General features: G+C 70.5%; 13 protein-coding genes. 3 read left to right on the forward strand and 10 right to left on the reverse strand.

All coding sequences use genetic code 11. The features are described 5' to 3' along the window. Positions 1 to 30: 30 nt before the first annotated feature. The 4 genes from ACWFR3_RS22610 to ACWFR3_RS22625 are packed head-to-tail and all read right to left on the reverse strand — an operon-like array spanning position 31 to position 3,432. Positions 31 to 966, reverse strand: a complete 936-nt coding sequence (locus ACWFR3_RS22610) for an ABC transporter substrate-binding protein (protein WP_453736401.1) — start codon at positions 964 to 966, stop codon at positions 31 to 33. Between the two features lie 21 nt (positions 967 to 987). Then, positions 988 to 1,659, reverse strand: a complete 672-nt coding sequence (locus ACWFR3_RS22615) for an ABC transporter permease (protein WP_453736402.1) — start codon at positions 1,657 to 1,659, stop codon at positions 988 to 990. Between the two features lies 1 nt (position 1,660). After that, positions 1,661 to 2,308, reverse strand: coding sequence for an ABC transporter permease (locus tag ACWFR3_RS22620; RefSeq protein WP_453736403.1), 648 nt, complete (start codon positions 2,306 to 2,308; stop codon positions 1,661 to 1,663). Beyond that, positions 2,305 to 3,432 carry an ABC transporter ATP-binding protein gene (locus ACWFR3_RS22625; RefSeq protein WP_453736404.1) on the reverse strand — a complete coding sequence of 376 codons (1,128 nt, stop codon included), beginning with the start codon at positions 3,430 to 3,432 and terminating at the stop codon, positions 2,305 to 2,307. Before ACWFR3_RS22625 ends, ACWFR3_RS22620 begins: the two co-directional genes overlap by 4 nt. A gap of 151 nt (positions 3,433 to 3,583) precedes the next feature. Here ACWFR3_RS22625 and ACWFR3_RS22630 point away from each other — a divergent pair, with 151 nt between their 5' ends. Together ACWFR3_RS22630 and ACWFR3_RS22635 are read left to right on the forward strand one after the other, a co-directional pair. After that, on the forward strand, positions 3,584 to 5,143 hold the full coding sequence (locus ACWFR3_RS22630; RefSeq protein ID WP_453736405.1) for an aromatic amino acid ammonia-lyase: 1,560 nt from the start codon (positions 3,584 to 3,586) through the stop codon (positions 5,141 to 5,143). Continuing rightward, the gene (locus ACWFR3_RS22635) at positions 5,140 to 5,973 is read left to right on the forward strand and encodes a MurR/RpiR family transcriptional regulator (RefSeq protein WP_453736406.1); all 834 of its coding nucleotides are present in this window, start codon (positions 5,140 to 5,142) and stop codon (positions 5,971 to 5,973) included. The genes ACWFR3_RS22630 and ACWFR3_RS22635 overlap by 4 nt, the downstream gene beginning before the upstream one ends. 79 nt (positions 5,974 to 6,052) lie before the next feature. Here the strand turns inward: ACWFR3_RS22635 and ACWFR3_RS22640 are convergent, their stop codons facing one another. The 6 genes from ACWFR3_RS22640 to ACWFR3_RS22665 all read right to left on the reverse strand — a co-directional run bounded on the left by ACWFR3_RS22640 (position 6,053) and on the right by ACWFR3_RS22665 (position 11,456). After that, on the reverse strand, positions 6,053 to 6,427 hold the full coding sequence (locus ACWFR3_RS22640; protein ID WP_453736407.1) for a hypothetical protein: 375 nt from the start codon (positions 6,425 to 6,427) through the stop codon (positions 6,053 to 6,055). Positions 6,428 to 6,502: 75 nt separating this feature from the next. Further along, positions 6,503 to 6,895, reverse strand: a complete 393-nt coding sequence (locus ACWFR3_RS22645) for a roadblock/LC7 domain-containing protein (RefSeq protein WP_453736408.1) — start codon at positions 6,893 to 6,895, stop codon at positions 6,503 to 6,505. A gap of 82 nt (positions 6,896 to 6,977) precedes the next feature. Then, on the reverse strand, positions 6,978 to 7,748 hold the full coding sequence (locus tag ACWFR3_RS22650; protein ID WP_453736432.1) for a transcriptional regulator: 771 nt from the start codon (positions 7,746 to 7,748) through the stop codon (positions 6,978 to 6,980). 5 nt (positions 7,749 to 7,753) lie between these two features. Beyond that, on the reverse strand, positions 7,754 to 8,167 hold the full coding sequence (locus ACWFR3_RS22655; RefSeq protein ID WP_453736409.1) for a hypothetical protein: 414 nt from the start codon (positions 8,165 to 8,167) through the stop codon (positions 7,754 to 7,756). 324 nt (positions 8,168 to 8,491) lie between these two features. After that, complete coding sequence (locus ACWFR3_RS22660) at positions 8,492 to 9,859, reverse strand: APC family permease (RefSeq protein WP_453736410.1); 1,368 nt, start codon at positions 9,857 to 9,859, stop codon at positions 8,492 to 8,494. Positions 9,860 to 10,001: 142 nt separating this feature from the next. Continuing rightward, positions 10,002 to 11,456 (reverse strand): diaminopimelate decarboxylase, encoded by a 1,455-nt coding sequence (locus ACWFR3_RS22665; protein ID WP_453736411.1) that lies wholly within the window; start codon positions 11,454 to 11,456, stop codon positions 10,002 to 10,004. A 125-nt stretch (positions 11,457 to 11,581) separates the two neighbouring features. Between ACWFR3_RS22665 and hutU the strand changes: the two genes are divergently transcribed. Then, on the forward strand, positions 11,582 to 13,246 hold the full coding sequence (gene hutU / locus ACWFR3_RS22670; protein ID WP_453736412.1) for a urocanate hydratase: 1,665 nt from the start codon (positions 11,582 to 11,584) through the stop codon (positions 13,244 to 13,246). Positions 13,247 to 13,256: the final 10 nt, after the last annotated feature.

Here is a 13,256-nt window from a genome sequence, read left to right on the forward strand (position 1 = left end):
CTCGGTTTCCCAACTACTCGGCGGTGCGGCCTACTTCTTGCTGATCCCGTGCTTCGCCGCCCAGTCGTCCGCGACGTCCTCCGGGTCCTTCTTGTCCTTGTCCACCAGGCGGTTCAGCTCGGTGAGGTCCTTGGTGGTCAGCGCGTTGCCCAGGCGGGCGAGCGCCTTGCGCACCGTCGAGTCGGCCTTGCGGTCGGCGATGAGCGGGACGATGTGCTGGCCGGGTATGAGGTTCTTGGGGTCGGTGAGCACGACCCACTTCTCGGCGGCGATGTCGGTGTCGGTGGTGAAGAGGTTCGCCACGTCGACGTCGCCCTTCTTCAGGGCGCCCTTCACCAGCGGGCCCGAGGAGTCCAGGGACTTGAACTCCTTGAACTCCACGCCGTAGACGTCCTTGAGGCCCACCGAGCCCACGGTGCGCTTCTTGACCTCGGGTGCGGCGCCGATGACGAGCTTGCCGTTGTGCTTGGCGAGGTCGGCGAGGGTCTTGAGGCCGTACTTGTCGGCGGTCTCCCTCGTGACGGCGAAGGCGTCCGAGTCCTCGGCCTTCCCGTACGGGAGGATCTGCAGGCCGCGCGGCAGGACCATGGCGAGGGCGTTCTGCATCTCGCCCTCCTCGGTGACCTTCGACTTGGCGTCGAGGTAGTGCAGGAGGGCGCCCTGGTACTCGGGCAGGAGGTCGATGTCGCCGCCCTTGAGGGCGGGGATGAGGATCTCGCGGGTGCCGAGGTTGGGGCGGACGGTCGTCTTGACGCCCTCCGCTTCGAGGGCGGCGGCGTAGAGGTAGCCGAGCACCTGGTTCTCGGTGAAGTTGGCGGTGCCGATGGTGACGCCGTTCTTGCTGGAGCCACCGCCCGAGCCGCCGGAGCCGTCGCCGTTGAGCGAGGTGATGCCGCCGCTGCAGGAGGCGAGCGCGGGGACGGACGCGGCGGCGAAGAGTCCGCCGAGGACGTTTCTGCGGTTCATGGGGGCCATCTGGCTTTGCTCCTAGGCCGACTTGGCGGGGCGGTGGCGGAAGAGGGCGCGCTGGAGTGCGGAGAGCGCGAGATCGAGTACGACGGCGACGACGGCCACGAGCACCGCGCCGCCGAGCACCTGCACGAGGTCGCGCTGGGCGAGCCCGTCGAAGACGTACCGGCCGAGCCCGCCGAAGGAGACGTACGCGGCGATGGTGGCGGTCGCGACGACCTGGATGAGCGCGAGCCTCAGGCCGGTCATGATCAGGGGCAGCGCGAGGGGCAGTTCGACCTGGAAGAGGACCTGGTGCCAGCGCATGCCCTGGCCGCGCGCTGCGTCCCGTACCTCGGGGTCGACCGCGGTCATCCCGGCGTACGTGTTGGTCACGATGGACGGCACGGCGAGGGCGACGAGCGCGATGTAGACGGGCCACATCGACAGGCCGCTGGCCAGGAAGACCAGGACGACGAGGCCGACCGTGGGCAGCGCGCGCCCGAAGCTGGAGAGGTTGATCGCGACGAAGGCGCCGCGCCCGGTGTGCCCGATGAGCAGGCCGACCGGCAGCGCGATCGCGGCGGCGATGAGGGTCGCGAGCAGCGAGTACTGGAGGTGCTCCAGGAGGCGGTGCCCGATGCCGTCGGACCCGGCCCACTGCTCGCCGCTGACCAGCCAGGCGCCGAGGTTCTTGAAGAGTTCGTACATGTCACGCGCTCCTCTTGCGGCGGGTCCAGGGGGTCAGGACGTACTGGAGCGTGACCAGCAGCGCGTCCGCGACGAGCGCGAGGAGCAGGGTCAGGACGACGCCGACGATGACGGGGGTGGGGAAGTTGCGCTGGAACCCGTCGGTGAAGAGCTGTCCGAGACCGCCGTCGCCGATGTACGTGGCCACGGAGACGAGGGAGATCGCCATGACCGTCGCGATCCGTACGCCCGCCATGATCACGGGGAGGGCGAGGGGGAGTTCGACGGTGAGCAGGGTGCGCAGGGGGCGGGTGCCCATGGCCTTCGCGGCTTCCTTCGTCTTCGCCGGGACGGAGTCCAGACCCTCGACGGTGTTCCGCAGGAGGACGACGAGGGTGTAGATCGTCAGGCCGATGACGGTCGTGGTGCGGGTGAGCCCGCTGACCGGCAGGAGCAGCACGAAGATCGCGATGGACGGGATGGTGAACAGGACGTTCGACAGGCCGAGGAGCAGGCCGCGCAGGGGGCGCACGCGGTGCGCGATGACGGCCAGGGGGAGCGAGATGAGCAGCCCGAGGAGTACGGAGGTGAGGGCGGCCTGTAGGTGGGAGAGGGTGAGGGAGGTGAGGTCGTCGGTGTGGTCGGATATCCACGACCAGTCGACGCTCACGCGGGGCGCTTCGCTGTGGTGGGGGCGGCTTCCTGGTGCGGGCCGTCCTGGGTTGCTCGCGCAGTTCCTCGCGCCCCTGACGGGGCGCTCTCGCGGCCCTGCTCGTGAGCCGTCCCCGCGTGCTCGTGGATGTCGTCGCGGGACGTGACGCCGGTCAGGACGCCCTCCGCGTCGACGCGGGCGACCAGGCCGCTGGGGGCGGCTATGGACTCGTTGAGGGCCGACAGGAGCGAGTCCGTGTCCCGCAGGGGGCGTACGGGGACGTCCGCGGCCTGTGAGTCCTTGTGCCGCCACGCCACCGGCGCTCCCGCGGTGTCGAGACGCAGCGTCCAGGCGCCGCCCTCCGGGGCCGGGGCCTTGGGGACCTCGGCCAGTGTGGTCAGGGAGAGCAGCTTCAGGCCGCGCTCGGCGCCCAGGAAGTCCGCGACGAAGTCGTCCGCCGGGCGGGCCAGGAGCTCCGCGGGGCTCGCGCACTGCACGAGGTGGCCGCCGGTGCGGAAGACGGCTATGCGGTCACCGAGCCGTACCGCCTCGTCGATGTCGTGCGTGACGAAGACGATGGTCTTGTTCAACTCCCGCTGGAGACGCAGGAGTTCGTCCTGGAGCTGGGTACGCACCACGGGGTCGACCGCACCGAACGGCTCGTCCATCAGGAGCACCGGCGGGTCCGCGGCGAGCGCACGCGCCACGCCGACCCGCTGCTGCTGGCCGCCCGAGAGCTGGTGCGGGTACCGCTTCCCGGCGTCGGCGGCGAGGCCGACCGTCTCCAGGAGCTCCGCCGCCCGCGCCCGCGCCTTCTTGCGGCCCCAGCCGAGCAGCAGCGGCACGGTCGCGATGTTGTCCAGGACCGTGCGGTGCGGGAAGAGCCCGGACTGCTGGATCACGTAACCGATGGAGCGGCGCAGCTCGGCCGCGTCCTGCTCCAGGACGTCCTTGCCGCCCACTCTGATCGTCCCGGAGGTCGGATCGACCATCCGGTTGATCATGCGGAGCGTCGTCGTCTTGCCGCAACCGGAAGATCCGACGAGGACGGTCACGCCTCCTTCCGGCATCTCGAGGGTCAGGTCGTGGACCGCGGTTGTGCCGTTCGGGAAGCGCTTGTGGACCGTATCGAATTGGATCATGAGGAGTCCCTTGCCCGGCTGTATATCGTCATGCAGAGTTCTTGGTGACTGAATAGATTGTCAATAGTTAGTCGGCGCCCAGGCGTAAATCGCGGGTTACAAGTAGCCGCAGGGCAAGACGAAGCGTCCGTTTGAGGAGGAAATTCGAGTGATGTCGTCTCATATCGCGGACAGGGCGACCGGAGACAGTGGCTCGGTCGTCGTCCTGGACGGACGCGGACTGATGGTCGCAGATGTCGTACGTATGGCCGAATCCACCGCTAGGCCCGTTCCCGGGACGGACGGCATGAAGCGCGTGGAGAGCTCGTGGAACGCCGCCCGTGAGATCGCCTCCTGGGGCCGCGTCTACGGCCGCTCCACCGGCGTCGGCGCCAACCGGAACGAGTCCGTACCGACCGAGGCGGCCGCCGACCACGGCCTGCGCCTGCTGCGCAGCCACGCGGGAGCGATCGGCGACGAGCTCCCGGCCAGGCAGGTGCGCGCGATGCTCGCCGTGCGCGCCAACCAGCTCCTCGCGGGCGGCGCGGGCCTGCGCCCCACCGTCGTCACGGCACTCTGCGACGCCCTGACGACCGGCGCGTACCCGAAGGTCAACGAATTCGGCTCGGTCGGCACCGGCGACATCGCCGCGCTCTCCCAGATGGGCCTCGCGCTCGCGGGCGAGCACCCCTGGCAGGGCGCCGGTCTCGCCCCCGAGCCGCAGCCGCTCGACAACAACGACGCCCTCGCCCTGATCAGCAGTAACGCCCTCACTCTCGGCCAGTCCGCGCTCGCCCTGCACGAGCTGCGCGGCCTCGTCGCGGCCACGCAGCTGGTGGCGGCGCTGACCCTGATGGCGGTCGACGGTTCGTACGAGGCGTACGCGCTGCCCGTGCACGAGGCGCGGCGCCACGCGGGTTCGTACGCGGTCGCCGAGCGCATGCGGCAGATCCTCGGCGCCCCCGACCGCCCCACGCCCCCGCTCGGCCGCATCCAGGACCCGTACGGCCTGCGCTGCGTGCCGCAGATCCACGGGCCCGCGCACGACGCCGCGGACTCCCTTGAGGACGTCCTGACGGTCGAGATCAACGCCGCCGCCGAGAACCCGCTGATCTCGGCGGACGACATGGCGGCCTACCACCACGGCGGCTTCTACCTCGCCCAACTCGCCCTGTCGCTCGACCACTTCAGGCTCGCGGTGACGCAGGCGGCGCGCCTGTCGACGTCCCGCCTCTCGACCCTGAACGAACCCGGCTTCACGCGCCTGCGCCCCTTCCTCGCGGACGGCGAGGCGGCGTCGTCGGGCGTGATGATCCTGGAGTACGCGGCCGGGGCGGCGCTCGGTGATCTGCGGGCCTTCTCCGCGCCGGCCTCGCTCGGCCACGCGGTGCTCTCGCGCGGCGTCGAGGAGCAGGCCAGCTTCGCCTCGCTCGCGGCACGCCAGACACTCCGTGCGTGTGACGCGTACCGCCTGGTGGTCGGCTGTGAACTGGTCGCCGCGATAAGGGCATTGCGGCAGCGCGACATGCGCCTCGACCCGGACCTGCCCGTCGGGCGGGCCTTCGACCTGGCGGACTCGGTGCTCGACCCGGAGCTGGCCGACCGGCCGTTGACGGATGATGTGACGGTGGCGGCCGGGCTGCTCGACCGGTTCACGGAACTCTGTCTCGACCTCGGGTCCGGGAACGGAACGGCCCACGAGGGCATGGGTGTTGTGAGGGGAACGGCATGAGTGACAGTCCTGCGGCGCGGCTGCAAGTGCTCTTCGAGGGGCACCGGCTCACGCCCACGCAGCGGCGCATCGCGCACTGCATGGTGCGGCGGGCCGGGGACGTCCCCTTCCTCTCCAGCGTCGAACTGGCGGAACTCGCCGGGGTGAGCCAGCCCTCGGTGACGCGGTTCGCCGTGGCGCTCGGCTTCGACGGGTATCCGGCGCTGCGCAAGCACCTGCGGGAGCTCGCACCGGCGGAGGCGGCCGGCGAGTCCTCCCTGAACGAGTACCAGCAGGCGGTCGAGGCGGAGATCGCCAACCTCCGGCACCTGGCGGAGGTCCTCGCCGACCCGGCGCCGGTGGAACGCGCGGGGCGCCTCCTCGCCTCCTCCCGTCCGCTCCCCGTCCTCGGGCTGCGGGCCGCCGCGTCCCAGGCCTACGGGTTCTCGTACTTCGCGGCCAAGGTCCACCCCGACGTACGGCTCCTCGACGAGGGCGGCACGATGCTGGCCGACCGGATCGACGCGGCGGTGCGGGCGGGGGCATCGGCGCTGCTCTGCTTCGCGCTGCCCCGGCATCCGCGCGAGGTGGTGGACGCGCTCGCCTACGCGCAGGCCGCCGGGCTCTCCGTGGTCACGGTGGCCGACTCGGCGTTCGCCCCCGTGGCGGCACACTCCGACCTGCTCCTCCCGGCGGCGGTCGGCACCGGGCTCGCCTTCGACACCGCGTGCGCGCCGATGCTGCTCGGGCGGGTGCTCCTGGAGGCCATGTGCGACGGACTGCCCGACGCGCAGGCGCGGTTGGAGGAGTTCGACGCGGGGGCGGCGGCGCGGGGGTTGTTCGTGGAGTAGGCGTGGGGGCCTCCTGGAGTGAGGTCGCGCACGACGGGCCGGACCCGAAGGTCCGGCCCGCCGTGGTTTTCGCTCCGGCTCAGACGTCGAGGTTGGCCTCAATGCGTTTGAGCTGGTGCCGGGCCATGGCCAGATTGGCCCGGTCCTTGTCGAGGGCCACGTAGAGGAAAAGCCCGTTGTTGTTGCGCCCCTTGATCAGCCGGATCAGGTGATACTGCGTGCTGAGCGAGATCAGGATGTCCTCGATCTCGTCCTTGAGGCTGAGCATCTCCATCGTGCGCAGCTTGGCGCGCACCACGTCGGTATTGCCGGCCGCGGCTACGGACAGATCCAGCTCCTTTCCGCCGCCGATGGTGCCCAGGGCCATGCCGCTCGTGTAGTCGACCAGGGCGGCGCCGATGACTCCTTCGATCGAGGTGGTGACTTCCTTGAGCGATGTCTCTGTGTTGGCCATGAATTTCGCACTTCCTTTCCGTCTGCTGGGTGTCCGCGGTGACGAGGACGATGAGGGGGTGGTGGGGGACATGGGTCAGGTTTCCTCCGCTCGTTCGACGGCGGCGTCGACCAGCTCCCCGATGAGCACGCTGGAACGGCGGCCCTCCAGATGGAGCCGGCCCACGTTGACGCGGGGCTCGGCGAGCAGGGTGAGCACGGCGGAGGAGCCGGCCGTGTAGGTGGCCAGGTAGCCGTCCTCGCCGCGGATGAGCAGTTCGCGGAAGCCACCCTGATGCGTGGCGTCGGACAGCCGCAGGGCGACTCCGAGCGCCGCCGCGGTGAGGGCGCAGATGCCCTCCGCCTCGACGTCCGTCGCGTCCTGCGCGAGCAGCAGTCCGTCGACGCTGGCCGTCAAGGCGCCCCTGAGTTGAGGAATCCTGGTCCGCAGCCGTTTCAGTTCCACGAGTACGTCGGCTTCGGCAGCCATCAGCTCTCTCCTCCCGGCGCGCCTCCAGGGCGCGAAGAACTTCATGGGCATCGGGACCGAGTCCGCTGACGCGTACGGAGATTCACAGGCTCGCCTCCAGCGCGTCACGGACCCGGCGCAGCAGCGCGATGTCCGGCTCGGAGTGGTCGTCGGGGAACGCGACGGGGAGCATCGGCGGGGCCGGATCCTCCGTCCGCGGGGGTTCCACGAGTCCGGCCGCGGCGAGCCGCCTGACCTCGATCAGGGTGTGGAACGTGGGGCGGCCGAGGGCCCAGGCGATGGCCGTCGGCGTGCGGACGCCGTCCGCGAGCCGAAGGAGTGCGCTCTGGCGGCCGGTGAGCTTCTGACCCGGCGCGGGCGGACGCGGCACGACGGGTGAGGTGTCAAGCTCCGGGCAGGGCCAGACACTGTCCAGGAGCGCCCGCCGCCGCCGGGTCTCGCGCTCCACGGTCTCGGCCGCCACCGGGCGCACCCGGCCGAGCCAGTGTGCGACCCCGTAACGGAATCTGGTGGGCCCGCTCGCCGGGCCCAGGACGAAGAACGCGGCGTCGAACAGCGCTCCGATGTGGCACATCTCCAGCTCGCCCGCGGTTATTCGGCCGCTGTCGACCAGCTGCCGCCCCACCTCGTTGCGGGTGCCCGCGAGGGAGAGGGCTTCCTGCCAGCCCTGCTGCGGCAGCGCGCCGCCGGCCGTGAGCAGGACCTCTATGCCCGGCGCCGCGGGGCTCTCCGCGTGCACGATGCGGCCGTCGACGAGATACAGGGTGCCCTGGTCGCGCAGGAGGGCGCCGGTCGCCTGCTCGGCGGCCAGGCGCATCAGCATGGGCGAGGTGACGGATGCGGTGATGAGCATGGTGTTCACACCAGGACCAGACGTTCGGAGAGGTCCCGCAGCCGCAAGCGCGCCATCGCGAGATTGCCGGTGTGCCGGTCGAGCCAGAGGTAGAGGAAGACGCTGCTGTCGAACGTCGTCTCGACGAAGCGGATCAGATGGAATCCGGTCCGCGTGGTGACCATGAGGTCCTCGACGGGGAGTTCCTTGCGGCCTGTGGCAAGCACCGGGTCCAGCACGTCGTCCTTGGGCGCGAACGCCTGGTACTCGGCCGCCGACCGCGCCACCTCCGCGGTCTCCGCCGCGGTCGCCTCGTGGTCGCCGCCCGGGGGATCGCCGACCGAACCGAGGGCGAGCCCACTGGTCCAGTCGACGATCGCTGCTCCGCGCGCACCGGGCAGTGTCATGGCTTCGAGCAGACACTCGTCGATTCCGGGCACGCGGCTCCCCTTCCCCAGGGTTGAACCGGGTGGCCCCTACCACCCGACCGGGAGCTGTGCGCTGCCCGGTGTGAGGAAGGTAGGCGGAAGTCGTGGAGTTTCCAGGGAAATAGGCACTTTCCAGGGGAACATGCCCGACCTCGACGGGATCGGTGCGAGGAGGGGGCGGGCGGGGCCCGAGCCTGACCGAATGTAGTGGCCTAGCGACCGATTCGCCCTCGCGTCACTCCTGCCGCGTCGTCTTGCCGGGTGGCTCCCCGTGTCACTCCTGCCGCGTCATCCCGCCGGGTGGCTCCCCGCGTCACTCCTGCCCGCCGGGGTGGGTCACTCCTCCCCGCGAGCCTTGAGCACCGCCTTGTTCACGACCCAGAGGCCGATGCCGATGGCGATCAGCACCCCGGCCCGGATGTAGACCTCCGCCGGTCGGTCCGCGAGGGGGCTCGCGAGAACGAGGGCGGTGAGGGCGCCGAGCACCGGAAGGACCGTGGGCGCCCGGAAGTGCTTGTGCTCCACGCGGTCGCGACGCAGCACCAGGACCGCCACGTTGACCACCGCGAACACGCACAGGAGCAGGAACGCCGTGGTGTCGCCGAGCCCCTCGATCTCACCCGTCGACACCAGGCCGATCGCGAGCAGCGAGACGAAGACGATGCCCACCCACGGCGTCTTGCGACGGGACAGGACCCGGCCCATCGCGCGCGGCAGGATGCGCTCGTTGGCCATGCCGTAACAGAGCCGCGAGGCCATCATGATGTTGATGAGGGCCGAGTTGGTGACCGCGAACAGGGCGATCAGGGCGAAGAGTTTGTGCGGGAAGTCGATGCCGCCCGCCTTCACGACCTCAAGGAGCGGGCCGCTCGATCCTTCGAGCACCTTGTAGTCGACGAGCAGCGACGACACCAGCGCCACCAGGACGTAGATCGTCCCCGTCACCGCGACACCGATGAAGATCGCCCGCGGGAACGTGCGCGTCGGATCCTTCGTCTCCTCGGCCATGTTCACCGAGTCCTCGAAGCCGACGAACGCGAAGAAGCCGAGCGCGGTCGCGCCGAGGACGCCCGTCATCAGGGCATAGCCCGTGCCGCCGCCCGCCTCGAAATCCGTGAGGCGGGACGGTTCGCCGTCCCCGCTCAGGACCGCGTACGCGCCGATCGCCAAGATGATGGCCAGGCCCGTCAGTTCGACGAGGGTGAGGACCACGTTCGTCTTCACCGACTCCGAGACGCCCCGCAGATTCAGTGCCGCGAGCGCGAGGATGAAGAGGATCGCGATCAGCGTCGGCGGCAGCGCGTCGTTCGTCAGCTCTCCGAGGTAGTCGCCGCTGAACGCGCGGGCCGCGGCGCTCGCCGACGACAGGCCCGAGCACATCACCATGAAGGCGATGATGAACGTGAAGAACGGGACCTTGAACGCCTTCTGTGTGTAGAGCGCGGCGCCCGCCGCCTTCGGATACTTGCCGACCAGCTCCACGTACGAAGCCGCCGTCAGGAGCGCCACCACGAAGCCGATCGCGAACGGCAGCCACAGCGCGCCGCCGACCTTTCCCGCGACCTTGCCGGTGGTGGCGTAGATACCGGTGCCGAGGATGTCGCCGATCACGAAGAGGATCAGGAGCTTGGGCCCGATCGCGCGGTTCAGTGCGGGTTCTTCCGCGGGCGGTGGGGCGTCGGTGGTGGCCTTGGATGTCGTCACAGGATCATCTCCCCCGAGGGTGTGCCTTGAGGGAGGGCTGCCCCGGAACGCCCGTGACATGCGGGAGTTGAGGAACGTCAGAGGAACTTCGGGGGCGCCCCGGAGGAACCCGGGGAGAACTTCCGGGGCGCCCCGGAGCGATTCAGAGGTCGCGCAGCGCGTCCCGCCGCGCGCCCCCCGACTCGGCCACGATCTCCTCCAGGGTCTGCGGCTCCCGCACGGTGGCGAAGGTGACCTGTTCCCCAGATCCCGCTTCGCCCGGCCCCACTTCCCCCGACCCCACTTCGCCCGGCCCCGCCACGAAGCCGTAGATCCCCGGCCTGGCAAGGCTGTTGTACGAGTAGTGGTGCGCGAAGTAGTAGGCACCCGTGTCCAACACCGCCGCGTAGTCGCCCTGTTCGAGCAGCGGGAGCGGGCGGTTCTCGGCGAGCAGGTCGCCCGCGAAACAGGCCGGACCCGCGATGTCCTGGCCGACGGGCGGCCCGCTCTTGGCGCGGCCCTTCGCGTCGAACGCGGCGATCCGCAGCGGCCAGGACGCGGGCGCGTACACCGTGCGCGCCGCCACCTGGACGCCCGCGTGCGTCACCGCGATGGGCCGGGTGCCCGCCGTCTTGGCGTACTCGACGCGGGCCAGGATCGTGCCGTGCTTGGCGAGCACCGAGCGGCCGAACTCGGTGACGATGCCGTACCGCCCGTCGAGCAGTCCCGGCACGCGCGACTTCAGGCGGCGCGCGTACTGCGCGTGCGTCGGGGTCTCCTCGTCCGAGCCGAAGTTGACGGGCAGACCGCCGCCGATGTCGATGGTGTCGATCTGCTGCCGGCCCGCGAGGCCGTTGATCTCCTCGGCCAGTTCGTACGTCGCCGCCACGCCCCGCACCATCATTTCGAGCGGCATGCCCTGCGACCCGGAGTGGGCGTGCAGGCGGGTCAGCCACGGGCGGTCCAGGTAGGCCTGGACGACCCACTCGCGGGCGCCGTCGTCGAGCAGCGCGACGCCGAACTTGGAGGTCGCCGTCGCGGTGGAGAGGGCGCCGATTGAGCCGCCGCCGATCTGCGGGTTCACGCGCAGGCCGACGGGGGAGCGGGTGGGCGCCGAGCGGGTCATCGCGTCGATGCGGGCGAGCTCCTGCGGATTGTCCGCGTTCACCGCGATGCCCAGCGCGAGGGCCTCGCGCAGCTCGGCCGGGGTCTTCGCGGGCGAGTCGAGGACCGTGTGCCCGGGCGGCACACCGGCGGCCCGCGCCAGGGCCAGCTCGCCGGGGCTCGCCACCTCGGCGCCGATGCCCGCGTCGCGGAGCAGCCGCAGGACCGGGACCAGGGGCGAGGCCTTCACCGCGAAGGCGTGCAGGACGGACGTACCGGACGGTGTGACCGCTTCGAAGGCGGCGCGCAGGGACGCGGCGGTCGCGCGGATCCCGGTGACGTCCAGGAGCCCGATGATCGGGGACGCGGGGTCCACGAGGCCCTGCTCGACGGCGGCGCGGATGGCCTGGTCACGCCGGGCGGCGGGGTCCGCCGACTGCCTGCTTCCCGCCTCCTCACCCGCCCCCTGGCCCAGCTCGGACAGACGTACGGTCTCCGCGTCCTGATCGCTCATGTGTTCCAGCCAATCATTCGTCACGTGGTCCTGCTGCCCCGTCAACGTATTGACTAGCTCTATTCAACATCGCAGGATGTGAATAACAAGGTCACAACAGAGCTTCACGCGAGGAGGCAATCGCCATGTCAGGACCCCGCCCCGTACGGGCACCGCGCGGCAGTGAACTGAGCGCCCTGGGATGGCAGCAGGAAGCCGCCCTGCGCATGCTCCAGAACAACCTCGACCCCGAGGTCGCCGAGCACCCCGACAAGCTCGTCGTCTACGGCGGCACCGGCAAGGCGGCCCGCGACTGGCGCTCCTTCGACGCGATGGTCCGCACCCTGAAGACCCTCAAGCAGGACGAGACGATGCTCGTCCAGTCCGGCCGCCCGGTCGGCGTCATGCAGACCCACGAGTGGGCCCCGCGCGTCCTGATCGCCAACTCCAACCTTGTGGGCGACTGGGCGAACTGGGAGGAGTTCCGGCGCCTTGAGGCCCTCGGCCTCACGATGTACGGCCAGATGACCGCCGGTTCCTGGATCTACATCGGCACGCAGGGCATCCTCCAGGGCACGTACGAGACCTTCGCCGCCGTCGCCGCCAAGAAGTTCAACGGCACCCTCGCCGGGACGATCACCCTCACCGCCGGTCTCGGCGGCATGGGCGGCGCCCAGCCCCTCGCGGTGACGATGAACGACGGCGTCGCGATCTGTATCGACGTCGACCCGCGCGCCATCGAGCGCCGCATCGAGCACCGGTACCTGGACGTGAAGGCGGACTCCCTGGAGCACGCGCTCCAGCTGGCGACGGAGGCCCGCGACCAGCGCAAGCCCCTCTCCATCGGCCTGCTCGGCAACGCGGCCGACCTGCTCCCGCGCATGCTCGCCGAGGGCGCCCCCATCGACATCGTGACCGACCAGACCTCGGCCCACGACCCGCTCGCGTACCTCCCCGTCGGCGTCGACTTCGACGACATGCAGACCCTCTCCGCCAAGGACCCGGCGGGCTTCACCACCCGCGCGCGCGAGTCGATGGCCAAGCACGTCGAGGCCATGGTCGGCTTCATGGACGCGGGCGCCGAGGTCTTCGACTACGGCAACTCGATCCGCGGCGAGGCCCAACTCGCGGGCTACGACCGCGCGTTCGCGTTCCCCGGCTTCGTCCCCGCCTACATCCGCCCGCTCTTCTGCGAGGGCAAGGGCCCGTTCCGCTGGGCGGCGCTCTCCGGCGAGGCATCGGACATCCACAAGACGGACAAGGCGCTCCTCGACCTCTTCCCGGAGAACGAGTCGCTGCACCGCTGGATCAAGATGGCGGGGGAGCGGGTCCACTTCCAGGGCCTGCCCGCGCGCATCTGCTGGCTCGGCCAGGGCGAGCGCGACAAGGCCGGCGACATGTTCAACGACATGGTCGGCAACGGCACCCTCGCCGCCCCCCTCGCCATCGGCCGCGACCACCTCGACTGCGGTTCCGTCGCATCGCCGTACCGCGAGACCGAGGCCATGCTCGACGGCTCCGACGCGATCGCCGACTGGCCGCTCCTGAACGCCATGGTGAACGTCGCCTCGGGTGCCTCCTGGGTCTCCATCCACCACGGCGGCGGCGTCGGCATGGGCCGCTCCATCCACGCGGGCCAGGTGTCGGTGGCCGACGGCACGAAGCTGGCCGGCGAGAAGATCCGCCGCGTCCTGACCAACGACCCCGGCATGGGCGTCATCCGGCACGTGGACGCGGGCTACGACATCGCGGAGTCGGTGGCGGACGAGAAGGGCGTACGTATCCCGATGCGCGAGGGTGACCAGGCGTGAGCGACACGTT

It is taken from the genome of Streptomyces sp. NPDC055189, assembly GCF_053606765.1.

Bases quoted from the DNA above. Each gene is read 5' to 3' on its own strand.
- ACWFR3_RS22610 (WP_453736401.1), bottom strand. From the start codon at position 966: ATGAACCGCAGAAACGTCCTCGGCGGACTCTTCGCCGCCGCGTCCGTC.
- ACWFR3_RS22615 (WP_453736402.1), bottom strand. From the start codon at position 1,659: ATGTACGAACTCTTCAAGAACCTCGGCGCCTGGCTGGTCAGCGGCGAG.
- ACWFR3_RS22625 (WP_453736404.1), bottom strand. From the start codon at position 3,432: ATGATCCAATTCGATACGGTCCACAAGCGCTTCCCGAACGGCACAACC.
- ACWFR3_RS22630 (WP_453736405.1), top strand. From the start codon at position 3,584: ATGTCGTCTCATATCGCGGACAGGGCGACCGGAGACAGTGGCTCGGTC.
- ACWFR3_RS22635 (WP_453736406.1), top strand. From the start codon at position 5,140: ATGAGTGACAGTCCTGCGGCGCGGCTGCAAGTGCTCTTCGAGGGGCAC.
- ACWFR3_RS22640 (WP_453736407.1), bottom strand. From the start codon at position 6,427: ATGGCCAACACAGAGACATCGCTCAAGGAAGTCACCACCTCGATCGAA.
- ACWFR3_RS22645 (WP_453736408.1), bottom strand. From the start codon at position 6,895: ATGGCTGCCGAAGCCGACGTACTCGTGGAACTGAAACGGCTGCGGACC.
- ACWFR3_RS22650 (WP_453736432.1), bottom strand. From the start codon at position 7,748: ATGCTCATCACCGCATCCGTCACCTCGCCCATGCTGATGCGCCTGGCC.
- ACWFR3_RS22665 (WP_453736411.1), bottom strand. From the start codon at position 11,456: ATGAGCGATCAGGACGCGGAGACCGTACGTCTGTCCGAGCTGGGCCAG.
- hutU (WP_453736412.1), top strand. From the start codon at position 11,582: ATGTCAGGACCCCGCCCCGTACGGGCACCGCGCGGCAGTGAACTGAGC.